Here is a 23,507-nt window from a genome sequence, read left to right as displayed (position 1 = left end):
CGTCGGTAGAGGTGCCGGTTAATGACCGTTGAGGATGATACATGTCGATCAATGTCACTCGGCGCCAGTTTTTCAAACTGGGCGGGGCGGGATTGGCGAGCTCGAGCCTGGCGATGATGGGGTTTGCCCCCGAACCCGCCGAAGCTTCTATCCGCCAGTTCAAGCTGACCTACGCCAAAGAGACGCGCAATACCTGCACCTACTGCTCGGTGGGTTGCGGCATTCTGATTTACAGCAAGGGCGATGGCGCCAAGAACGTCGAACAGAACGTCTTCCATATCGAAGGCGATCCGGACCACCCGGTCTCGCGAGGTTCGCTCTGCCCGAAAGGCGCTGGCCTGCTCGACTTCGTTCACAGCAAGGGACGTCTCGAATATCCGCAGGTGCGTGAAGCGGGCACCAGCGAATGGAAGCGGATCGGCTGGGATGAAGCGCTGACCCGCATCGCCCGGCACATGAAGGACGATCGCGACGCCAACTTCGTCCAGCGCACGGCGCACGGCGAGACGGTCAACCACTGGACGACGACCGGGTTCCTGGCGGCATCGGGTTCTTCCAACGAAGCCGGCTACATCACCCACAAGGTGGTGCGCAATCTCGGCATGGTGGCTTTCGATAACCAGGCGCGCGTCTGACACGGACCGACGGTGGCAGGTCTTGCCCCAACATTCGGTCGCGGTGCCATGACCAATCACTGGGTCGACATCCGCAATGCCAATCTGATTCTCTCGATGGGCGGCAACTCTGCCGAAGCACACCCCGTGGGCTTCCGCTGGGTCACCGAGGCCATCGAACACAACAAGGCCGAGTTGATCACGATCGACCCGCGCTTCACCCGTACCGGCGCCGTGGCGCAGGACAAGGCGTTCATCCGTACCGGCACCGATATCGCGTTTCTCGGCGGCCTGATCAGCTATCTGATCGAGACCGACCAGATTCAGCACGAGTACGTGTTGAATTACACCGACGCGGCATTGATCGTGCGCGAGGGGTACGGTTTCGAGGACGGCCTGTTCTCGGGCTACGACGAGTCGACGCGCAGCTACGACAAGCAGTCGTGGATGTACGAGATGGGCGACGACGGTTTCGTCCGTCGCGACGAGACGTTGCAGGATCCGCGCTGCGTCTATCAGCTGCTGCGTGAACACTACGCGCGTTACACCCCGGCCATGGTCTCGAGCATCACCGGTATCGCGGTCGAGAACATCCAGCGCATCTGGAAGAAGATCGCGGCGATGGCGGTCCCCGACAAGACCATGACCATCCTCTACGCGCTGGGGTGGACGCAGCACTCGATCGGCTCCCAGATCATCCGTACGGCCGCGATGGTGCAGCTGTTGCTGGGCAACATGGGCATGCCGGGTGGCGGCGTCAACGCGTTGCGCGGACACTCCAACATTCAGGGGCTGACCGATCTGGGTCTGCTTTCCCAGCTGCTGCCGGGCTACATGACGCTGGCCAACGCCAAGGAGCAGGACTACCGCGCCTATATCGACAAGCGCACCAAGCAGCCCACCGTCGAGGGTCAGGTCTCCTACTGGAAGAACTACGAGAAATTCCATGTCAGCCTGATGAAGGCGTGGTACGGCGATGCCGCCAACGAAGCCAACAACTGGTGCTTCGACTGGCTGCCCAAGCTCGAGCGGCCGCTCTATGACATTCTCGATACGTTCGAGCGCATGTCCAAGGGCGAGCTCAACGGCTACTTCTGCCAGGGGTTCAACCCGTTGGCGTCGTTCCCCAACCGGGCCAAGGTGACCAAGGCGCTCTCTTCCTTGAAGTATCTGGTGGTGATGGACCCGCTCAACACCGAGACCAGCGAATTCTGGAAGAATTACGGCGAGTACAACGATGTCGATTCCAGCCAGATCGACACCGAGGTGTTCCGCCTGCCGACCTGTTGCTTCGCCGAGGACGAGGGGTCGATCGTCAACAGCGCCCGCTGGCTGCAGTGGCACTGGTCCGCGGCACCACCGCCGGGAGACGCGCGACCGGATACCCGCATCATGGGCGAGCTGTTCCTCAAGCTGAAGCAGCTCTATCAGGAGGAGGGCGGCGTCTTCCCGGACCCGATCCTCAACCTGACCTGGGATTACCGGATTCCGGCCGATCCGAAGGCGGACGAACTGGCACGCGAGTTCAACGGGCGCGCGCTGGAGGATCTTACCGACGAGCAAGGCAACGTGACCCGGCGCGCCGGTGAGCAGCTGTCCGGTTTCGCCGAGCTGACCGCCGACGGGCGCACCGCGGCGGGCTGCTGGATATTCGCCGGCTGCTGGACCGAAGCCGGCAACCAGATGGCAAACCGCGACAACTCGGACCCTTACGGCACCGGCAATACGCTGGGCTGGGCATGGGCCTGGCCGATGAACCGGCGAATCCTCTACAACCGGGCCAGCGCGGACGTCCAGGGACGCCCCTGGGGGCCTGACAAGGCGTTCATCTGGTGGGATAGCGAACAAGGTGCCTGGGTGGGAGCGGACGTACCGGACTTTCCGACCAATTCGCCGCCGTCGCAGGGCCAGATGCCGTTCATCATGCAGCCGGAGGGCGTCGGTCACCTGTTCGCGGGGCAGAGCATGGTCGACGGCCCGTTCCCCGAGCACTACGAGCCGTTCGAGTCTCCGGTGCCCCAGAACCTGTTGCATCCGGGCAAGGAGAAGGCGCGCAACAATCCGGCCGCGCGCATCTTCGAGGAGGATCGCGAGGCGCTGGGCAAGCCCGAGGAGTTTCCGCACGCGGCGACGACCTATCGTCTCACCGAGCACTTCCACTTCTGGACCAAGCATGCCGAGCTCAATGCCATTGTGCAGCCGCAGCAGTTCGTCGAGATCGGCGAGGCGCTGGCCGACGAGATCGGCATCGCGGCGGGCGACTGGGTGAAGGTCTCCTCCAAGCGGGGCTTCATCAAGGCCGTGGCGGTGGTGACCAAGCGTCTGCGTCCGATGATGATCGGCGACAAGCAGGTTCACCACGTGGGGATTCCGCTGCACTGGGGATTCACCGGAGTGGCCAAGAAGGGCTATCTGGTCAACGCCCTGACGCCATTCGTCGGCGATGCCAACACCCAGACGCCGGAATACAAGTCGTTCACCGTCCGCGTCGAGAAGGCTTGAGGAGCGTATATGGACAATTCCCAGAACATCATCGCCCGCTCCGCCACCACGACGACGCCCCCGCAGGTCCGGGGGCATGTCGACGAGGTCGCCAAGCTGATCGATGTCTCCAAATGCATCGGTTGCAAGGCGTGTCAGGTGGCGTGCATGGAGTGGAACGACCTGCGCGACGATGTCGGCGAGTGCCACGGCACCTACGACAACCCTACCGACCTGACCTCGGAATCCTGGACCGTGATGCGGTTCAGCGAGTACGAGACGCAGGAGGGCAACCTCGAATGGCTGATCCGCAAGGATGGCTGCATGCATTGCGCCGAACCGGGCTGCCTGACGGCTTGCCCGGCCCCCGGAGCGATCGTGCAGTACGCCAACGGGATCGTCGACTTCGACTCCAACCACTGTATCGGCTGCGGGTACTGCATCACCGGGTGCCCGTTCGATATTCCGCGAATCTCGCCCAAGGATCAGAAGTCCTACAAGTGCACCCTCTGTTCGGATCGGGTCAACGCAGGGGTGGAGCCGGCGTGCGTCAAGACCTGCCCGACCAACTGCATCGAGTTCGGCACCAAGAAGGACATGCTGGCGCGGGCGGAGAAGCGGGTGGGCGATCTCAAGGAACTCGGCTTCCGTGACGCGGGTATCTACGATCCGGCCGGGGTCGGCGGCACGCACGTGATGTACGTGCTGCATCACGCCAATGATCCCAACCGCTACAGCGGGTTGCCCAAGGATCCGCGCATCTCGCCGCTGGTCGGGGCGTGGAAGGGCGCGACCAAGCCGATCATGTCGGCGATCATCGGCATCACCGCGTTCGCGGGCGTGATCCATTACATGACAAAGGGGCCGAAGGAAGAGCCGGAAGAGCACGCGGGGCATGGGCAGGACGACACGCCGCCGCCTCACTCGCTCGGCTACGATGCCACCCGTCCGCGGGGAGAAGACCGATGAAGATGCCACGCGATCGTCTGATTCGTTATTCGCCGCTGGATCGCGCCAACCACTGGACCATGGCAATGGTCTTCGTGCTGTTGGCGCTCTCCGGACTGGCGTTCTTCCATCCGGCCTTCTTCTTCCTCAGCCATACGCTGGGCGGGCCGGTCTGGGCGCGGATCCTGCATCCGTTTCTCGGGGTGGTGCTGGTGCTGCTGTTCTACGCCATGGCGGCCCGGCACGTGCGGCGCAACCTGCTCGGCGAGAACGACGTCCAGTGGGTGCGCCAGATCGGCGACGTGCTCGACAACCGCGACGAGAAGCTGCCGCCCATCGGTAAGTACAATCCGGGCCAGAAACTGGTCTATTGGGCGCTGGTAGTGTCGATCGCGGTACTGCTGATCAGCGGCGTGATCATGTGGCGGCCCTGGTTCGCCGGCTATTTCCCGATCCCGCTGATCCGCTTCGCCAGCCTGCTCCACGCCGTGTCGGCATTCGTGGCCATCGTCACCATCGTGGTTCACGTCTACGCGGCCATCTGGGTCAAGGGCTCGATTCGGTCCATGACCCGAGGCTGGGTGACCCGCGCCTGGGCGCGCCATCACCACGGCCTGTGGGCCCGCGAACAAGAGGAGGCGCAGCACCGTGAGCAGCAACCCTGATAACGAAAGCGAGCCGGCTGTCGCCGGCGAGCACACCTTTGGCCAGGCGCCCCCGTCACCGGGGGCGCCTCCGATGGTCGGCCTGCCGGCGCGCAAGCTGTTCGTCGAGCGCGCCCGGCGCCTGCGTCAGCTGGCCGAGCGTGTCCCGGCGATGGCGGCCTACCTGCAGTTCATGGCAATGGTGGTCGAGGCGCAGCACCGGGTCGTTCAGCAGTCGCGTCCGGCATTGACGAGCGGGGCGGAGCTGGCGATGCGTCATGGCATTCCCCCCTTGTCGATCGACGGCCTGTGGCGGGACATGTCGTGGCACGACGATCTCGAGGCGTTGCTGGAGGAGCTCGACGCGCAGGTGGTGGAACCGCAGCGAGGCTGGTTCGATGCATTGCGCCGGCTTCCGCAGACGGAGCGTGCCGAGTTGGCCCATGCCATGCTCGAGGGTCGGCCGCTGCCGCTGGAGCAGCGCGCCATGGCACCGCTGATGGGCGCTGCGCTGCAAGTCGCCTGGACGCGTCAGGCGCGGATGCTGCCCGCCACGCCGCCCAGGCCGGCGGGCGCTACCAGCGGCCTGTGCCCGTGCTGCGGGGCTCCCGCTGTCGGCAGTCTGATCCAGATCGGCATGGCGCGTTCCCGGGTGCGCTACCTGCAGTGTGGCCTGTGTGCCAGCGAGTGGTACGCCGAGCGCGCCAAGTGCGCACAGTGCGGTGACAGCAAGACACTGGACTACAGCGGGCTCGAGGACGAGCAGGGCGAGCGGGTGTTGCCGATTCAGGCCGAGACCTGCGATCACTGCCACAGCTATCTGAAGCGGGTCAATCGCGAGTGGGAAGCGGACGCCGACCCACTGGCCGATGACCTGGCCAGCCTGGCACTGGACATGATGATTGCCGACCGGGATCTGGCGAGACGTGCTTTCAACCCCCTGCTGGTGCTGGGCGAGCCGGCCTAAGCTTCGAGCTTCGAGCTTCGAGCTTCGAGCTTCGAGCTTCGAGCTTCGAGCTTCGAGCTTCGAGCTTCGAGCTTCGAGGAAGGGATTGCGAACTTCGTGAGTTGGCGAGGATCGTTTTCGCGGCACGCGGCACGCGACTTGTATTGGTGCCAGCTCGACGATTAAATCGAGATTCCAATCAGCGACCTCGAGCCATTCATGCCCGACACGATCGCCTCATCGATGGATCTCCGACGCCAGTTGCCGGGAGTGACGACACTGCTCGAGCATCCCGAACTCCAGCCGTGGCGGCAGCGCCACGGTGATCGGCTGGTGATACGCGCCATCCGCGAAACGCTGGCGCTCTTTCGCCAGCGTCTGAGCGATGGCGCGGCGACCTTCGAAGACGTCACCGGCTCTGCCGATGGTTGGCCCGGTGACTCAGGACTGGTCGACGCGATCTCGGATCGACTTCGACGCCTGGTGCAGCCCAACATGCGCCCGGTCTTCAACCTGACCGGCACCGTCATACATACCAACCTGGGGCGTTCGCCGCTTTCCGAGGCGGCCATCGAGGCGGTGGTTCAGGCTGCCCGCCATCCGGTCGCGCTCGAATACGATCTGGAACAGGGACGGCGTGGCGATCGCGATCGTCTGGTGGAGTCGCTGCTGATCGAATTGACCGGTGCCGAAGCGGCAACGGTCGTCAACAACAATGCCGCTGCCGTGCTCCTGGCGCTCACCGCGCTCGGGGCCGGCCGCGAGGCGGTGATCTCGCGTGGCGAAATGATCGAGATCGGCGGCGCATTTCGGATACCGGACGTGATGTCCGCCGCCGGCTGCCGGCTGGTCGAGGTCGGCGCCACCAATCGCACCCACGGGCGGGATTTCCGTCAGGCGCTCGGCGACGACAGCGGGTTGATCGTCAAGGCGCATACGTCCAACTACGCGATCACCGGGTTTACCAGCAGTGTGCCGGAACATGAGCTCGCCGCCATCGCCCACGATCACGGCATTCCGTTCATGGTCGATCTGGGCAGCGGCGCACTGACCGATTTTCGCGCCTTGGGCCTGCCTCATGAGTCCCTCCCGGCGGAGGCGATCGCGGCAGGGGCGGATCTGGTGACCTTCAGCGGCGACAAGCTGCTCGGCGGCCCTCAGGCGGGCATCGTCGTCGGCAGGCGCGAGCTGATTGCCAGGCTCAAGCAGCATCCGCTCAAGCGGGCGCTGCGCTGCGACAAGCTCACGCTGGCGGCCCTGGAAGCCACGCTCCGCTGCTACCGGGACAGCGATTCTCCGGCACGCGCCTTGCCGGCGCTGGCGATGCTCGCCCGGGACCTCGACGCGATCGTCGAGCAGGGGAAGAGATTGCAGCCAACGCTCGAGGCGGCGGTCGACGGACTCGCCGGGGTGAGCTGCGAGGATTGTCGTAGTCAGCTCGGCAGCGGATCGTTGCCGGTCGACCGTCTCGATAGCCGCGCCCTGGTGCTGCGTTGCCGGAGCGGTCGCGAGCTATCCCGGCTCGAGCGTGCGCTGCGCGCCTTGCCGCGTCCGGTGATCGGGCGTGTACACGATGGCGCGCTGTGGCTGGATCTGCGCTGCCTGGCGACCGAAGCGGACGAGCGGCAGTTCGTCGAACAGCTCGGCGAGATTCGGCAGCGCTGGAGTGAGCAGGCATGATCATCGGCACGGCGGGTCACGTCGACCATGGCAAGACGGCGCTGATTCACGGTCTGACCGGCATCGCTACCGACCGCCTGAAGGAAGAGCGCGCGCGTGGGCTGACCATCGAGGCCGGCTACGCCTATCCCGAATCGCCACCGGCGTTCGACGGCGCCACGCTGGGCTTCATCGATGTGCCCGGCCACGAGCGCTTCATCGCCAACATGCTCTCCGGCGCCGTCGGCATCCAGGCGATGCTGCTGGTGGTCGCCGCCGATGACGGCATCATGCCGCAGACCGTCGAACATGCCCGCATTCTGGAGCTGCTGGGAGTAACGCGGGCCTGGGTGGCGCTGACCAAGATCGATCGTGTCGAGCCGTCGCGCGTGGCCCAGGTGACGCAGGAGCTGCGGCACTGGCTGGTCGGCACCGTCTTCGCCGATGCGCCGGTATTTCCGCTTTCCAACACGTCGGGAGAGGGCGTCGAGGCGCTCGGGCAGGCGCTGTGGACGGCAGCGGCCGATGTGTCGAGAGACAATGTGTCGAAAGACAATGTGTCGAGAGACGATGCGGCCTCGAGCGGACCTTCGGCGGCGCTGGCCGATGCGGGCCGTTTCCGGCTCGCCATCGATCGCGTCTTCGTCAAGCGGGGCGCCGGCGTGGTGGTGACCGGCACGGTGCGCAGCGGGCGGATCGCGAGTGGCGACAGAGTGCGGTTGCTGCCGTCGGGCCTGACCGCCCGAGTGCGAGGACTGCGTTGCCAGAATCGCGACACGGCGTCCGCGAGCCGTGGAGAGCGCTGTGCCATCAATCTCAGCGGCGCCGATATCGAGTCCGGACGTCTCGCGCGGGGGGACTGGGTGGTCGCCGAGGCTTCCCGGGTCACCGATCGCCACCGGCTCGACGTGGTGCTGCGCGCGCTGCCCGAGTCGCCGCCGATCAAGCACTGGGCCCCGGTTCATCTGCATCACGGCAGTGCCCACGTCACCGGACGGATCTCGCTGCTGGAAGGGGAAACCTTGGCACCAGGGGCGTCGATGCTTGCCCAATTGGTGCTCGAGTCCCCACTCCAGGCGGCGCACAGTGACCGGATCGTGGTGCGCGATCACGGCGCCAGCCAGACGCTGGGAGGTGCCAGTGTGCTCGATGTCGCGCCTCCTCGAAGGGGCGCGCGAAAGCCGGAGCGCCTCGCCTGGCTGCGCCAGTTGCGCGAATACCTGCCGGATGCCTACGGTCTTCAGGACAGCAGTGCTTTCTGGCAGCGTCCGATGACCGACGGGATCGGTATCGATCTGTCTGCGCTCTCGGACAATCTCGATCGTGAATCGAGCGAGCTCGAGCGTAGTGCAACGCTTGCCGGCTGGTGGGTCATTGCCGGTCAGGGAAGCAGTCATGCGCTCCCCGAGATGACGCAGCAGATGCTCTATCACAAGGCGCTGGACCGGCTGGCGCAACTGCACGAACTCGAACCGGCGATGCGCGGCGTCGATATCGATCGCCTTCGCCGGATGGTAGCGCCCCAACTGCCGGCCAATCTGTTTCGGCCACTACTGGAACGCTGGAAAACGGGTGGCGAGATCGTGCAGCATGGTCCGTTTGTGGCCCTGGCCTCCCACGAGGCTTCGCTGTCGCCGGAAGAGGCCCGGCGCTGGCAGCAGGTTCGCCCGCTGCTGGAGGCCTCGCCTTACGATCCGCCGCGTGTGCGGGATATCGCCCAGCAGTTCGGCTGGGAGGAAGGCGAGGTGCGGCGTCTGCTGAGAAGCTGTGCGCTGCTCGGAAGCGTCTACCAGCTGCGCCACGATCATTTCTTCCTGACGCCCCATGTCGCCGAGCTGGCTGGCGTGATTCGCGAGCTGGATAGCGAGGCGTCGCCGGGGGCGAAGGCGGCGGATTTTCGGGATCGGGTCGGCTGCGGGCGGAAACTGGCGGTGTCGATTCTCGAATTTTTCGATCGAATCGGCTTCACGCGGCGCATTGGGGATAGTCACAAAGTGATCCGGGAGGATATGCTATTCGAATGACGGGTTTGGCCTTCGATGGCCGAACGCCTGGAAGAGAATCGTTCCCCGGTGGGGCGCCAGGACTTCAACTCCTGTAGGGGCTGCCAGCAGTCCCTGGTGGGTTCGACTCCCTCTCTCTTCCGCCACCCTTTCCTTTCCGGATGTGCCGGTTGTTGCCTGCGGCCGCCGTCGATGTCTCGCCCTCCGTCAAGCGCCTAGCGATGATGCTTGCCGGCTGCAAAAAATTACGCGCTTTTATCGAAGCGCTGGTTACCTATAAATGCATGATTAAGAACACTTAAGTTTTGCTATTAACAAAACTGATAGAGAGATTACGAAAAATACGTTGGAGAGCCAGCGATGACGGTTCATCCTGAGGGTGCCCACTTAGCCAAGTGGCTCTCACCGCAAAGGAACGTGGGAGTGGGCTCTTCTTTCCAATCGCTGCATTTTCTCTCTGCCTTCTTCGTGCTTTTTCTGTCCCGTTCTGGCGTGTGCGACACGTCGACGTCGGCGATCCGTTCGTTATCTTCACGCTATTCCTATTCGCTCCATCCCTGCCCGCTTCCGTGCCGTGAGGCCAGTCTTCCCTGAGGGGCCTGTCGACAAGGCGCTTTCTCTTCGAGGCGCAATCCTTACAATGAGACGCATCAAAGCATCGCTATCGATGGAGAGACAATGCAAGGTTCCCTGATAGGTATCGTGGTGGGGCTGGTCGTCTGGATGTCGACGGCCGAGTGGAGTTGGGGAATCGGTGCCGGCATTGCCGTCGGGATCGCCTGGGATCTATGGCGACAGCGTCCGGGGCGCGGTGACGACTGATACCGTGGTCGAACTTCGGACTTTCGTCACCGGATGGTGACGATCCCGCGTTGCTGTCGATGGCGGTGCCTAGAGCTATCGTCAAGGCAAGGCAGGCGTTGTAATACAATAGCGTCGGGGTCGTGCGCTAAGATTCGAGGACATTCCCGTCAGGACAGGTCTCATGGCCTCGCACGATCATTCTCGTCACGATTCACACGATCACGCTGGCAAGGGCCATGCTCACAGCGAGACTCATGGCCATTCACAGGATCACGACCATTCCCATGGCCACTCTCGTGATGGTCACTCCCATGATCATTCCCATGACCACTCGCACGATCATGCGCCAACCGTAACGGCGGACAGCGCCAAGCGGGTGAGGCTGGCGATGATCCTGACCGCCGGGTTCATGCTGGCCGAGGTGGTTGGCGGCTGGATCTCCGGCTCCCTGGCCCTGCTGGCCGATGCCGGGCACATGTTCAGCGACAGTTTCTCGCTCGGTCTCGCGCTGTTCGCGTTCTACATGGGCGACAAGGCCCCGGACAAGCTGCGCACCTTCGGCTATCAGCGCTTTCAGGTGCTTGCCGCCTTCGTCAACGGCCTGACGCTGCTGGCGATCGCGGTATGGATCTTCATCGCCGCGATTAGGCGATTTACCCAGCCGGTCGAGGTGCTGGCGGGGCCGATGATGGTGGTGGCGATCCTGGGGCTGCTGATCAACCTGGTGGTCTTCAAGATCCTGCACGGCGGGGATCAGGAGAATCTCAACCTGCGCGGCGCCGTGCTGCACGTCATTGGTGACCTGCTGGGCTCCGTGGCGGCGATCGTCGCCTCCGTCGTCATCCTGCTGACCGGCTGGACGCCGATCGATCCGCTGCTGTCGATGTTGGCTGCGGGACTGATCCTGCGCGCCGCCTGGAAGATTCTGCGGCGCTCGTCGCACACCTTGCTCGAGGGCACGCCGGAAGGAATCGATATCGGCCAGATCCGCCAGGCGCTGCTTGGCGTCGACGGGGTCAAGAGCCTGCACGACATTCATGTCTGGGGGCTGACGCCGCAGGATCCGCTGCTCAGCGTGCATCTGGTGATCGAGACGCCGGAGCTGCACGATGACGTGATCGAGCGCGCCTACGACATGCTGCAGAGCCGCTTCGGCATCCAGCATGCCACGCTGCAGGTCGAAACCCGAGACTGCCTGACCGGCGGGGAGTGCAACCACGGCATGGTCGTGCATCCATGAATCGGCCGCCGTCTCGATGATCGGGATTCATGACGACGGCGGGAAAGTTTCATTGGCCGTGATCGCCTCGGGCAGGCAAAATCGCCGACATCCGTCGTCAATCCATCATCGGTGGTCGTTTTCAGGTCACGGTCCGAGAACGACACCTTCGGCTGGCGTGTCGTCACGCTGGCTTGCATCGAAGAGAGTCATATCATGAGCACGCAGCCGCCGCTGGGCATCAGTTTCGAATTCTTTCCTCCCAATACCGAAGCAGGAAGGGAAAAGCTCGGCGGGGTACGCGATGCACTGGCCGCGCGGAATCCGCGCTTCTTCTCCGTGACCTACGGTGCCGGCGGTTCCACTCAGGCCCGGACCTTCGATACCGTCAAGACGGTGCGTCGCAGCGGTGTCAGCACGGCACCGCATCTGTCGTGCATCGGTAGCGAGAAAGGCGCGCTTCGCGAGCTGCTCCAGACCTATCGCGAGGATGGCGTGGACAGTCTGGTGGCGCTGCGCGGCGATCTGCCGTCGGGCATGGGCGGTGCCGGCGAGCTGCGCTATGCCAACGAACTGGTCGAATTCATCCGGGCCGAGACCGGCGATCATTTCGAGATCGCGGTAGCGGCCTATCCGGAAGCGCATCCGCAGGCACCGAGCTTCGAACGGGACCTGGAAAACTTCGCCCGCAAGGCGAAGGCAGGTGCCGACCTGGCGATCACCCAGTACTTCTTCACCGCCGACGCCTACTTCCACTTCGTGGATCGGGTAAGGGCGATGGGCGTCGAGATCCCGATCGTGCCGGGGATCATGCCGATTACCAACTACACCAAGCTGGCCCGCTTCTCCGATGCCTGCGGCGCCGATATCCCACGCTGGATCCGCAAGCAGCTCGAAGCCTACGGCGATGATAGCGAGAGCATTCAGGCGTTCGGCACGGAGGTGATCTCGAATCTCTGCCAGCGCCTGCTGGATGGCGGTGCGCCGGGCCTGCATTTCTACACACTGAATCAGTCGGCGCCGACGCTACGGGTACTCGACAACCTCGCGTTCAAGCATTGACCCGAACTCGACTATTGACCAGGTGATTCGCGTCATCGTCGTGTGTTGTCTAATTTGAAGTCTGTCACCCACGGACAGGAAGACGACATGCGACAGAAGACACTATTGGCGCTCGGCGCAAGTCTGGCAATGACGCTGAGCACTGCGGCCCAGGCCGAGACCCGCGTAGAGATGCATTCGGTCTCCAGCGACGGCGTCGGCGATAGCGTCGGCACCGTGATGGCCGAGGACACCGAACACGGCTTGCTGCTGACGCCGGATCTTTCCGGTCTGAATCCGGGGATTCACGGGTTCCACCTCCACCAGAACGCCAACTGCGAGACCAGCAAAAGCGATGGTGAAGTGACGCCCGCTGGCGCCGCTGGCGGGCACTTCGACCCCGAGGGGACCGGCACTCACCGAGGGCCATACAGCGACGAGGGCCATCTTGGCGATCTCCCCGCGCTGATGATCGATGAGGATGGCAATGCCACTACGCTGCTGTTGGCCCCCCGCCTGGAGGAGTCCGACTTGAGCGGTCATGCTTTCATGATCCATGAAGGCGGCGACAACTATTCCGACGAGCCCAAGCTCGGCGGTGGCGGTAGTCGGGTTGCCTGCGGAGTTATCAAGAGCAGTTGATCCGTGCCTGTCAGAAACCCACCGACGACGGCTCTGCCACTGGCAGGGCCGTTCTGCGTTGCGGGACGGTGCGCGTTATCCGTTCATTCTGCGTAAGCTATTGTTTTCAGGACAGCCGTCGCGCCATAATCTGTTCATTTATCCAGGTATGGGGCGCCCGGGCCGATGGCCAATTTTCGAACGCATTTGGGCGTGGCAAGCGTCGGAGGAGCCGTCGTCGCTCAGGCCGGTTGGCAGGCGGGGCAGTGGACCGGTTGGCAGGCGCTGGCCGTAGCCTTGCTCGTGGCGTTCGGCGGCATCCTGCCGGATATCGATGCCGACCAGTCCCAGGCCATTCGCCTGATCTTCAATATCCTGGCCGTCGTCGCGGTGGTGCTGGCGGTGCTGGTGCTGCAGCACAGGGTCACGCCGGCCTATCTGTTCGTTGCCTGCGGCGGTGTCTATGTCGGTGTCCGCTATCTGGCCGGCGCCCTGTTTGCCCGCTTCACAGTGCATCGCGGGCTCTGGCATTCACTGCTGGCGGCGGGCGTCAGCGGGCTGTCGACTGCAGCGATCAGCTTTTCGCTGCTGGGTCAGCCGGAGCGGCTGGCCTGGATCCACGGGCTGGCGATGACGCTGGGCTTCGTCATTCATCTGACGCTGGACGAGCTGTACAGCGTCGATCTCACCGGCGCGCGACTCAAACGCTCTTTCGGCACGGCGCTCAAGCTGTTCAGTTGGCAGGCGCCGGGCAGCGCGCTGATGCTGGCGCTGGTATCGGCACACCTGCTGAGCTGGCTGCCTTCCTTCGCGGCACTGCGCCAGCTGATCGCGCAAGGCATGGCGCTCTGGCACTGACGCGGAACCGTCGCGCCGCATTCGATGGCGAGGGAAGCGTAATTCGCCTTCCCGGAGTGGGGCGAGAAGATCGGCAGGCGCTCGGTCCGGTTTCTTTCTACACTCATCGTCTCTCTAGACTCTTCTTCTCCGACAATTATCCTCTCTACGTACTTGAGCGGTAGACGCTCATCTCGTCCGCTCGACGTGCCATCCCGCCATTCACGACAAGGAGGTCGCTATGCATCTGGTATTCGACGTCAATGAAACGCTGCTCGACACGCGCGCGCTCGATCCGCTGTTCCAGCGCTGGTTCGACAGCGAAGCCGCACGTCCGGAGTGGTTCCTGACCCTTCAGGAGCGTTGGATGACGACCAACCTGATCGGGCGATTCGAACCCTTCTCCAACCTCGCCAGGAGTGCGCTGCGCCAGCTCGGTGCCAAGCAAGGCGTCGCGATAACTGCCGACGACGAGCAGGCGCTGGTCGACGGTATCCTCTCGATGCCTGCCCATGGCGACGTCACGGCGGCGCTGACGACGCTTCGTGATCAGGGCCATACGCTGACGGCACTGACCAATAGCGCGCTGAAGGCGGCGCATCAGCAACTGGAACATGCCGGGCTGGAGGGTTACTTCGGCGCCATTCTCAGCGTGGAGAGCGTCGAGCGCTACAAGCCTGCGCCGGAGCCCTATCGCCACGCGGCGGCACACTGGGGCGTGAATACGCACGAGATGGCAATGATCGCCGCCCATGGCTGGGACTTGATCGGAGCCCATGCGGCCGGCATGCGAACCGGCTTCGTCGCGCGGCCGGGCAAGGCGATGGATCCGGCACTCGATGAGGTGCCGGATTGGCATGACGACGATCTGGCACGTCTGGTCGAGCGGATCATCGCTGCCTGACGAGGCCGACCGTCAACCTCGTCGTTCTCGATATCAATACGGCTTGCGGGGATCGAGAATACGCACCGGCGTGATCTCTTCGCTCGCGGGTCGCTGGCGCTCCCGAGGCTGATTCACCCGGGTGGGGACTTCCGGGATGGTGTCGTCCTCGATGGGCAGCTGTTCGAAGAAGTCACAGCTCACGCAGTCCCGATAGCGAATGCCGTGCTGTTCCCACGAGCGGATGCGATCCATGGCCGAACAGCGCGGACAGATCGCACCGGCGATGAAGCGTTTCGGCGTCTGGGTCATGCGTTACCTCGCAATCGTTGAGCGGACGCCCGCAGGCGTCCACTCGGCTCATTGATGAAACCGGCGATCATGCCGCGTTCCGGGGTTCGATACCGGCATGGCGCAGCAGCGGATCGATGCTCGGCTCGCGGCCGCGGAAGGCTTCGAACAGTTCCGCGGCTTCCCGCGAACCGCCCTGTTCCAGAATCGTCTCGCGGAAACGACGGCCGGTTTCGGGATCGAAGATGCCGGCTTCCTCGAAGGCGCTGTAGGCATCCGCGGAGAGCACTTCGGCCCATTTGTAGCTGTAGTAACCGGCGGCGTACCCCCCGGCGAAGATGTGCGCGAAGCCGTTCTGGAAACGGTTGAAGTCGACGGTGGGTACGACCGAGGCCTTGGCGCGTACGTCGTCGAGCAACGCTTGAACGTCCGCCGCAGTCGGCTTCTGGCACTCGTGGTGCAAGCGGAAATCGAACAGCGAGAACTCCAGCTGACGCATCATCTGCATCGCCGACTGGAAATTGCGCGCGGCCTGCAGCTTGTTCAGCAGGTCGTCCGGCAGCTTTTCGCCGGTATCGACGTGACCGGCAATCAGGTCGAGGCCCTCTCGCTCCCAGCAGAAGTTTTCCATGAACTGGCTCGGCAGCTCGACGGCGTCCCAGGCGACGCCGCTGATGCCGGAAACGTCGGCGACCGTCTGCTGCGTCAGCATGTGATGCAGGCCGTGGCCGAATTCGTGGAACAGCGTCAGCACTTCATCATGCGTCAGCAGCGCCGGCTTGCCGGCGACCGGAGGCGTGAAGTTGCAGGTCAGATAGGCGACCGGCAACTGCAGCTCGCCATTCTCGCGCTGCAGGCGAGTCCGGCAGACATCCATCCAGGCGCCGCCACGCTTGCCTTCCCGGGCGTAGAGATCCAGATAGAAACCGGCGATGGGGCGATCGCCGTCGAGCACGTCGAAGTACTGCACGTCGGGGTGATAGCGCGGCGCTTCCGGATTTTCCGCCATGCGGATGCCGTAGAGCTTTTCGGTAACGCGGAACAGCCCTTCGACGGCGCGCGGGGCGGGGAAGTAGGGGCGCAGCTGCTCCTGGGAGATGTCGTATCGCGACTGCCGGAGTTTTTCGCTGGCAAAGCCGGTATCCCAGGGGTTCAGCGAGTCGAGGCCGAGGGTTTCCTTGGCGAAGGCTTCGAGTTCGTTGAACTCGCGCTGGGCCTGTGGGTGCGCACGTTCGGCGAGGTCGTCGAGGAACCCCAGCACCTGTTCGGGCGTTTCGGCCATCTTGGTGGCCAGAGAGTAGTCGGCGTAGGTATCGAAGCCGAGCAGCTTCGCCAGTTCCTGGCGCAGTGCCAGCGTTTCCTCGATGACCGGGGCGTTGTCGTTCTCGCCGGCCTTGGGCCCCTGGTCGGAAGCGCGAGTGACGTAGGCGGTATAGACCTCGCGACGCAGCTCGCGATCTTCGGCGAAGGTCATGACCGGCAGGAAGCTGGGCACGTCGAGGGTAATCCGGTAGCCGGTCTTGCCTTTGGCTTCGGCATTCGCCTTGAGCGTTTCGAGGGCGCTTTCCGGCAAGCCGCTCAGGCGCTCGGCATCGTCCAGGTCCAGCTGCCAGGACTGCGTCGCGTCGAGCAATTGGTTGGAGAAGGTGTTGCCCAGTTCCGACAGGCGAGCCTGGATCTCGCCGTAGCGCTTTTTCTTCTCGGCCGGCAGATCGACGCCTGCCAGGCGGAAGTTGCGCAGCGTATTGTCGATCGCCTTGCGCTGGGCGGTATCGAGCGCGGCGTACTCGTCGCTTTCCCGCAGGCGTTCGAAAGCCTTGAACAGCGCGGTGTTCTGGCCGACCCAGGTGCTGTACTCGGACAGCATGGCGAGACACTGCTGGTAGGCTTCGCGCAGGGCATCGTTGTTCATCGTCGAGTTGAGATGCGAAACCGGCGACCAGGCCTGGGAGAGGCGATCTTCGAGCGCTTCCAGCGGCGCGGCGAGCGTCTGCCAGCTCACGTCCTGCTGCTGGGCGAGCGCCTCCGTGGCCTGACGGTTGTCGGCAATGATCTTCTCGATGGCCGGAACGACGTGTTCGGGGCGAATCGCCTCGAACGGCGGCAGGGTATGATGCTCGAGCAGCGGGTTATTCGACATGGTCACCTCGGACGATGGGATCGGTTTCATCCTATATGGGGGGAGCCGGCACCGCTTTCAATCCGAAGCCCTGCTCGGGTTACGGTCCAGATCGATCCCGGGTACCCACACGCATGTTCATTCCGGGTTCCGGCCAGAATACGCGGGGCGAAAGCGTCGGCACGCTCGAGATTGGCGCTCCGCCAGGTGCCTGATAGGCTCTTCGCGTTTTCGTTATCGTCGCATGGCATCATGGCCTGCCGACATCGGCCGCAACCGTCAGACATAGGTCTCGAATGATGAGTGAAACTCTGGAGCGCTGGCAGTCCCGCCGCGCCTTTATTCTGGCGGTCACCGGTGCTGCCGTCGGCCTGGGCAACATCTGGCGCTTCCCTTACATGACCGGCGAGAACGGGGGCTCGGCCTTCCTGCTCCTTTACGTCGTCTTCGTGTTGCTGCTGGGGCTGCCGATGATGATGGCGGAGATCATGATCGGGCGCGCCGGTCGCCGCAGCCCGATGCAGGCGCTGGCTTTTCTGGCAGACGAGGCCGATGTCAGCCTCCACTGGAAATGGCTGGGGCTGTTCGGCGCGATCACCGTCTTCTTCATCCTGTCGTTCTACTCGGTCGTTTCCGGCTGGTCGATCGAGTATCTGGTGAGTGCCGTGAACGGCAGTTTCGTGAATCGTTCGCCTCAGGAGATCGGTGCGAGCTTCGATGCGTTTCTGGCCGACCCGCTGCGCATGACCTTCAACCATACCTTGTTCATGCTGCTGACGATGTCGGTGGTGGCGGCCGGCATCGCCAACGGTATCGAGAAGCTCAACAATATGATGATGCCGCTGCTCTACGGCATCCTGATCGTGCTGGGGGGCTACGCGGTGACGACCTCCGGCTTCGGCGCCGCCATGCACTGGCTGTTCACCCCCGATGTGTCCGCGATTACCTGGGGCGTGGTGCTCAACGCCATGGGGCACGCCTTTTTCACCCTGGCCGTGGGGGCCTGCGCGTTGATGGCGTATGGCGCCTACATGCCCGATGAGCAGAGCCTGCCGAGGGCGGTCTTCGGCGTGGCGGTGCTCGATATTACGGTGGCGCTGCTTTCCGGCATCGCGATCTTTTCCATCGTTTTCACCCATGGTCTCGATCCCGCCGAGGGGGCGGGGCTGATGTTCGTCACGCTGCCGATCGCCTTCAGCGAACTGCCCGGCGGGCAGGTCTGGCTGGGTGCCTTCTTTCTGTTGCTGCTCGTCGCGACCTGGACCTCCTCGATCAATCTGGCCGAGCCGATGGTGTCGATGCTCGTCGGGGCCGGATGGCGGCGTAGCCGGGCTGCTATCCTGATCGGGGTGCTGGTGTGGTTGACGGGGCTGTTGTCGGTGTTGTCATTCTCTACGCTGGCGGATGTGCACTGGATCGGGGAGATGAACTTCTTCGCACTGGTGTCGACCATACCGCCGGATATCTTCCTGCCGGTCGGCGGCCTGCTGATTGCCATCTTCGCGGCGTGGAAAATGTCCCGGGAGGCTGCCGTGGCAGCGCTGGGCGTCGGCCCCGGCGCTTTTCGTCTGTGGTTGGGGCTGGTGCGCTACGTGTCGATTCCGCTGACCGCTGTCGTGCTGGTGACGAGCCTGATGTAGACAATGCTTCCGATAGTCCGACGTATTCTGGATAGCGACAGGAGTGAAAACCATGGCAATTCGAACGTTTCAGGGTGTCACGCCCAGCCTTGGCGAGCGGGTGTTCATCGATGACACCTGCGTCGTGCTGGGTGACGTCGCGCTGGGCGATGACTGCTCGGTATGGCCGATGGCGGTCATTCGCGGCGATGTGCACCGCATTCGTATCGGCGCACGAACCAGCGTGCAGGACGGCTGCGTACTGCACTGCACCCACGCCAGCGACTACAACCCGGGCGGTCAGCCCCTGGTGATCGGGGACGAGGTCACGATCGGCCACCAGGCCACGCTGCATGGCTGCAAAATCGGTAACCGCGTGCTGGTCGGGATGGGCGCCGTCGTGCTGGATGGGGTCGTGGTCGAAGACGAGGTGATCATCGCTGCCGGCGCCATGGTGCCACCCGGCAAGGTCCTGGAGAGCGGCTATGTCTATGCCGGTAACCCCGCCAAGCCGCTACGTGAACTCAAGCCTGCGGAGCGGGAGTTCTTCGCCTACTCTGCCGCCAACTACGTCAAGCTGAAGGATCAGCATCTGACCGGCGAGTGATCAACTATCGCGGCGGTCGTTCAGCAACTGCGATCGCCTTTCGGCGCGCCGGGCTCGAGATTCGGCGCGCTGCAGGTCCATCAGTCCCGCCTTGACGTAGTCGAGATGCTCGTGCGCCAGTGTGCGGGCGTCCTCGGCGCGGCCTTCCAGAATTGCCTCGAGCAGGGCGCGGTGCTGTGCCATCAGTCGTTCGCGGGCGTTGGGGCGCTCGAACAGATGCGCGAGGTTGGCCACGATGCTCTTCTCCAGCAGGTGAAAGAGACCGCGGATGGTGTGCAGCATCAGGACATTGTGCGCCGCCTCGGCAATGGCCAGATGAAAGGCGGCGTCGGCCTTGGCTTCGCGTAGCGGATCGCTCTGCTGGTCAGGGTCCTTGTAGCTTCTATCCAGTGCCTCGAATCGCCGTTGCAGCATCTCCTTGTCTGCTGGTGTCGCCCGCATCGCCGCGTGGTAGGCGGTAATTCCTTCCATGGCGTCGCGGAATTCCAGCACGTCCAGATGAAACTCCTCGTGGCGTGACAGCATCTCCAGCATGGGGTCGCCATAACTGTCGGCGAGACGTTCGCTGACATAGGTACCGCCACCCTGCCGACTGGTCAGAAGGCCGCGAGCGGCCAGCTTCTGGATGGCCTCGCGCAACGAGGGGCGGGAAACGCCAAAGCGCTCGGCCAGCTCTCGTTCGGCCGGCAGGCGATGGCCGGGCTTGAGGCTGCCCTCGAGGATCATTGCCTCGAGGCGTTCGGTAATGACGTCGGCCAAGCGAGGTTGTCTGACGGAGGGGTAGGCCACTGGTCGGACTCCTGGTGGTAGTTTGAAATTGGTTTTACCAATATTCTGGCATCTTTCAAAGATGTCCGGTCAGAGAAATGCGCTTTCTAACGGCAGATAAACCAAAGTATAAGGGCGTGGAGCGGGAATTCGCGGGCTTTCGTTTGACCCTCATTTCTGAGCGGTAATAATGGGATGAAATTAAAGTGTCAATTGGTAAAACCAAAGCGGGCTTGCGAAGGCGTTGTCCAGCGCCCACGGCAGAATCCCGACGAACCAGGACCATGACATGACGCCAGTCAAGCTCTATCCCGCCAAGCCCGAGAAGGTTTATCTGTTCGGCACCTGTCTGATCGATCTCTTCTATCCCGAGGCGGGGATGGATGTCGTTCACCTGCTCGAGCGGGAGGGAGTCGAGGTCATCTACCCGGACGATCAGACCTGCTGCGGTCAGCCCGCCTACACGTCCGGCTATCATGACGAAGCGCGTGCCGTCGCTGCCGCGCAACTCGATCTGTTCCCGGAACCGTGGCCGATCATCGTGCCGTCGGGCTCCTGCGGCGGAATGATGCGCACGCACTACGCTCAGCTCTTTGCGGATAGCGAACGCCAAGCGCAGGCAGAAGCGGTAGCGTCGCGAGTCTTCGAACTGACCGAATTCCTGGTCCATGTCTGCCACGTGCGGCTGGTCGACCGGGGAGAACCGCAGCGACTGGCGATGCATACGTCGTGCAGCGCTCGGCGGGAGATGGGGCTGGCGGAGACGGGGCCGCAGCTACTTCAGCAACTGAGTAATGTGACGCTGGTCGAGCAGGCGCGCGCCGCGGAATGCTGTGGGTTCGGCGGCACCTTTGCCGTGCGTCACCCGGAAGTTTCCGCGGCGATGGTGGCCGACAAAGGTGCGGCGCTCGAAGCCGCGGAGGCGGAGCACTTCGTGACGTCCGATTGCGGCTGTCTGATGAATATCGATGGTCATCTCCAGCATGAACGGCGCGCGCTGCGTGGCGAGCATATCGCCAGCTATCTATGGAGGCGCACGGCATGAATACGCCTTCGACGGCCAAATCCCCCAAAGAAACGCTTCAGGGCGGGGCGGCGACGCCGGAGGTCCAGACGTTCGACCCGCGGCATTTCCATGCGCAGGCGCACGATGCGCTCAACAATCCGCAGATCCGAGGCAACTTTCGCAGCGCAATGGATGGGCTGATGCGCAAGCGTCGGGATGTCTTTGCCGAATGGGATCTCGAGACGCTGCGTCAGCTGGGCGCCAACGTGCGAGCCCGAGCGCTGGCCAAGCTGCCGGATCTGCTCGAGCAGCTCGAACGCAACTGTCAGGCCAACGGTATCCAGGTTCACTGGGCAGAAAATGGCGACGAGGCCTGTCGCATCATTCGAAAGCTCTGCGAATCGCGGGGCGCCAGGCGGATGATCAAGGGCAAGTCGATGGTTTCCGAGGAGATGCATCTGAATGCGCATCTCGAAGCGGCGGGCATCGAGGCGCTGGAGTCGGATCTCGGTGAATACCTGGTACAGATGGCCCACGAGACGCCGTCGCACATCATCATGCCGGCGATCCACAAGAATACCGGCGAGATCGCCGATCTCATGCATGACAAGACCGGCATCGCGCGAACGCTGGATGCCGATACGCTGACGGCGGCAGCGAGGGCTCAGCTCAGAGAACGCTTCCTGACCGCGGACGTGGGGCTTTCCGGTGTCAATTTTGCGGTGGCAGAGACCGGCACGCTTTGCCTGGTGGAAAACGAGGGCAATGGGCGGCTGACCACCACGGTGCCGCCGGTGCATATCGCGGTGACGGGGATCGAGAAAGTCGTCGAGCATCTGCAGGATGTCGCGCCTCTCTATGCCTTGCTGACGCGCTCTGCCACCGGGCAGCCGGTGACGACCTACTTCAACATGATCTCCGGGCCGCGCAGGACCGAAGAGCACGACGGCCCGCGAGAGGTCCATCTGGTGCTGGTCGACAATGGCCGGTCACGTATCTATCAGGACGACGAACTGCTCGATACGCTGCGCTGCATCCGCTGCGGTGCCTGCATGAATCATTGTCCGGTCTACACGCGTGTCGGCGGGCACGCCTACGGCACGACGTATCCGGGGCCCATCGGCAAGATTCTGATGCCGCACTTGCTGGGGCTGGATGCGACGCGCGATCTACCCAGTGCGTCCAGTCTGTGTGGCGCCTGCGGCGAAGTCTGTCCGGTCAAGATTCCGATTCCCGATCTGCTGGTGCGGCTGCGCAAGGAGTCCGTTGGCGAGGGGCGAGGCAACGTGCCGGGTGCCGGCGTCAAGCGTAATGCCAAAGAAGTCGCGGCCTGGAAAAGCTGGCAGTGGGTAGCGACGCATCCCGCTTTCTGGAGGTTGGGTACGGGAGTGGCCGGGCGCTTTCGCCGGCTATCTCCCGGCCACCTGCCGCCATGGACGGACTATCGCGTGGCGCCCAAACCCGCGAGCAAGACACTGCATGGCATGATGCGAGAGCGGTGCCGAACGGAGAGCGACTCATGAGTGCAAGGGAAGCGATTCTCGAACGCCTGCGCCAACGCCTGGATGGCGATATTGCGGTTCCGACCAGCGACTTTGCCGTCATGACGGCGCGAGGCTGGAACCGGGAAGAGCGGCTGGCGCGTTTCGAAGCGATGATCACGGCCGTACGAGGCGAGGTGGTGAGGACGTCCCGCGCGGACTGGGCTCGGGCTCTGGTTCAGGTCCTGGCCGACAAAGGAGTCGGAACGCTGGCGTTGGGGCGTCTCCATGACGTGGCTAGCGAGGCTCGAGGAACGCTGGCGGCGCATGACATCGAAGTGGTCGACGCCGATCGGGATATTGAAAGCTGGAGTCGGGAGCAGTTCGAGGATGTCGATGCGGGCCTGACATCGACTCTGGGCGGTATCGCCGAAACCGGCAGTCTCTTCCTATGGCCTACACCGGACGAGCCGCGGCGGTTGAGCCTGGTGCCGCCGCTCCATATCGCGGTATTGGATGCCGACCATGTTCACGACACCTTCTTCGATGTGCTGCGCGACAAATGCTGGGCAGATCGGATGCCGACCAATGCGCTGCTGATCTCGGGGCCGAGCAAGACGGCCGATATCGAGCAGACGCTGGTCTATGGCGTGCACGGGCCGAAGCAGCTCGTCGTGCTGTTGCGCCAGGCTTGAGGCACTGCTGACGACGCGGTCAGAGGCGTGCTTTGAGCCTATCGTGTCAGGTAATTGTTATCGATTTCACTTTTTTTGAGTCAGGGGCTTGCCAAGCGGGCATCGGATCCGTAAAGTACGCATCCGCTGACGCCGAGACAGGGTTTTGGAGGCAGCGGAGAAGAAGGCCAAGCGTTTGATTTGATTGAATAAATCGGTTGACGCAAGGCGGTGAAGCCGGT

The 23,507-nt window shown here is 63.5% G+C and carries 20 protein-coding genes and 1 tRNA gene; 18 read left to right on the top strand and 3 right to left on the bottom strand.

Annotated elements, in window-relative coordinates:
* The first annotated feature begins 41 nt into the window (after nt 1–41).
* The 13 genes from fdnG to CCD76_RS15790 all read left to right on the top strand — a co-directional run bounded on the left by fdnG (nt 42) and on the right by CCD76_RS15790 (nt 14,721).
* Nucleotides 42–3,116, top strand: coding sequence for a formate dehydrogenase-N subunit alpha (gene fdnG / locus CCD76_RS15845; protein ID WP_256961337.1), 3,075 nt, complete (start codon nt 42–44; stop codon nt 3,114–3,116).
* Between the two features lie 9 nt (nt 3,117–3,125).
* Complete coding sequence (fdxH, locus tag CCD76_RS15840; protein ID WP_087720404.1) at nt 3,126–4,064, top strand: formate dehydrogenase subunit beta; 939 nt, start codon at nt 3,126–3,128, stop codon at nt 4,062–4,064.
* Complete coding sequence (locus CCD76_RS15835; protein WP_071231415.1) at nt 4,061–4,708, top strand: formate dehydrogenase subunit gamma; 648 nt, start codon at nt 4,061–4,063, stop codon at nt 4,706–4,708. The genes fdxH and CCD76_RS15835 overlap by 4 nt, the downstream gene beginning before the upstream one ends.
* Nucleotides 4,692–5,654, top strand: coding sequence for a formate dehydrogenase accessory protein FdhE (gene fdhE / locus CCD76_RS15830; protein ID WP_256961336.1), 963 nt, complete (start codon nt 4,692–4,694; stop codon nt 5,652–5,654). The genes CCD76_RS15835 and fdhE overlap by 17 nt, the downstream gene beginning before the upstream one ends.
* A gap of 198 nt (nt 5,655–5,852) precedes the next feature.
* Nucleotides 5,853–7,313: an L-seryl-tRNA(Sec) selenium transferase gene (gene selA, locus CCD76_RS15820; protein ID WP_256961335.1), complete on the top strand. Its 1,461-nt coding sequence runs from the start codon at nt 5,853–5,855 to the stop codon at nt 7,311–7,313.
* Nucleotides 7,310–9,316: a selenocysteine-specific translation elongation factor gene (gene selB, locus CCD76_RS15815; RefSeq protein ID WP_087720403.1), complete on the top strand. Its 2,007-nt coding sequence runs from the start codon at nt 7,310–7,312 to the stop codon at nt 9,314–9,316. Before selA ends, selB begins: the two co-directional genes overlap by 4 nt.
* Nucleotides 9,317–9,345: 29 nt before the next feature.
* Nucleotides 9,346–9,441: transfer RNA gene (locus tag CCD76_RS20080), tRNA-Sec, on the top strand.
* A 532-nt stretch (nt 9,442–9,973) separates the two neighbouring features.
* Nucleotides 9,974–10,117 (top strand): hypothetical protein, encoded by a 144-nt coding sequence (locus CCD76_RS20075; RefSeq protein WP_157957115.1) that lies wholly within the window; start codon nt 9,974–9,976, stop codon nt 10,115–10,117.
* 163 nt (nt 10,118–10,280) lie between these two features.
* Nucleotides 10,281–11,339 carry a cation diffusion facilitator family transporter gene (locus CCD76_RS15810; RefSeq protein WP_083387291.1) on the top strand — a complete coding sequence of 353 codons (1,059 nt, stop codon included), beginning with the start codon at nt 10,281–10,283 and terminating at the stop codon, nt 11,337–11,339.
* 195 nt (nt 11,340–11,534) lie between these two features.
* Entirely contained in the window at nt 11,535–12,380 is an 846-nt protein-coding gene (metF, locus tag CCD76_RS15805) for a methylenetetrahydrofolate reductase [NAD(P)H] (protein WP_322528028.1), read from the top strand.
* Between the two features lie 87 nt (nt 12,381–12,467).
* Nucleotides 12,468–13,001: a superoxide dismutase family protein gene (gene sodC, locus CCD76_RS15800; RefSeq protein ID WP_071231412.1), complete on the top strand. Its 534-nt coding sequence runs from the start codon at nt 12,468–12,470 to the stop codon at nt 12,999–13,001.
* A gap of 165 nt (nt 13,002–13,166) precedes the next feature.
* Entirely contained in the window at nt 13,167–13,838 is a 672-nt protein-coding gene (locus tag CCD76_RS15795) for a metal-dependent hydrolase (protein WP_071231411.1), read from the top strand.
* Between the two features lie 220 nt (nt 13,839–14,058).
* On the top strand, nt 14,059–14,721 hold the full coding sequence (locus CCD76_RS15790; RefSeq protein ID WP_071231410.1) for a haloacid dehalogenase type II: 663 nt from the start codon (nt 14,059–14,061) through the stop codon (nt 14,719–14,721).
* 33 nt (nt 14,722–14,754) lie between these two features.
* Here CCD76_RS15790 and CCD76_RS15785 read toward each other — a convergent pair whose 3' ends face one another.
* Nucleotides 14,755–15,012 (bottom strand): YheV family putative zinc ribbon protein, encoded by a 258-nt coding sequence (locus CCD76_RS15785; RefSeq protein WP_087720402.1) that lies wholly within the window; start codon nt 15,010–15,012, stop codon nt 14,755–14,757.
* A gap of 67 nt (nt 15,013–15,079) precedes the next feature.
* Entirely contained in the window at nt 15,080–17,131 is a 2,052-nt protein-coding gene (prlC, locus tag CCD76_RS15780) for an oligopeptidase A (RefSeq protein WP_087720401.1), read from the bottom strand.
* 278 nt (nt 17,132–17,409) lie between these two features.
* On the opposite strand from prlC, the gene CCD76_RS15775 reads away from it, so the two are divergent.
* Entirely contained in the window at nt 17,410–18,750 is a 1,341-nt protein-coding gene (locus tag CCD76_RS15775) for a sodium-dependent transporter (protein ID WP_087720400.1), read from the top strand.
* A gap of 52 nt (nt 18,751–18,802) precedes the next feature.
* Nucleotides 18,803–19,336, top strand: a complete 534-nt coding sequence (locus tag CCD76_RS15770; protein ID WP_071231407.1) for a gamma carbonic anhydrase family protein — start codon at nt 18,803–18,805, stop codon at nt 19,334–19,336.
* Here CCD76_RS15770 and CCD76_RS15765 read toward each other — a convergent pair whose 3' ends face one another.
* A complete protein-coding gene (locus CCD76_RS15765; protein ID WP_071231406.1) occupies nt 19,337–20,125 on the bottom strand; it encodes a GntR family transcriptional regulator in 789 nt (262 codons plus the stop codon). It abuts the gene before it with no gap.
* A 268-nt stretch (nt 20,126–20,393) separates the two neighbouring features.
* Between CCD76_RS15765 and CCD76_RS15760 the strand changes: the two genes are divergently transcribed.
* From CCD76_RS15760 to CCD76_RS15750, 3 genes are read left to right on the top strand one after another with little or no spacing between them, the layout of a single operon-like run.
* Complete coding sequence (locus tag CCD76_RS15760) at nt 20,394–21,149, top strand: (Fe-S)-binding protein (RefSeq protein ID WP_071231405.1); 756 nt, start codon at nt 20,394–20,396, stop codon at nt 21,147–21,149.
* Nucleotides 21,146–22,633, top strand: a complete 1,488-nt coding sequence (locus tag CCD76_RS15755) for a LutB/LldF family L-lactate oxidation iron-sulfur protein (RefSeq protein ID WP_083387290.1) — start codon at nt 21,146–21,148, stop codon at nt 22,631–22,633. Before CCD76_RS15760 ends, CCD76_RS15755 begins: the two co-directional genes overlap by 4 nt.
* Nucleotides 22,630–23,286, top strand: coding sequence for a LutC/YkgG family protein (locus CCD76_RS15750; RefSeq protein WP_087720399.1), 657 nt, complete (start codon nt 22,630–22,632; stop codon nt 23,284–23,286). The genes CCD76_RS15755 and CCD76_RS15750 overlap by 4 nt, the downstream gene beginning before the upstream one ends.
* Nucleotides 23,287–23,507: the final 221 nt, after the last annotated feature.

Source organism: Salinicola salarius (assembly GCF_002179555.1).
Lineage (GTDB): Bacteria > Pseudomonadota > Gammaproteobacteria > Pseudomonadales > Halomonadaceae > Salinicola > Salinicola salarius_A.
The sequence above is the reverse complement of the archived record's forward strand: the minus strand, read 5'-3'. Positions and strand labels throughout refer to the sequence as shown.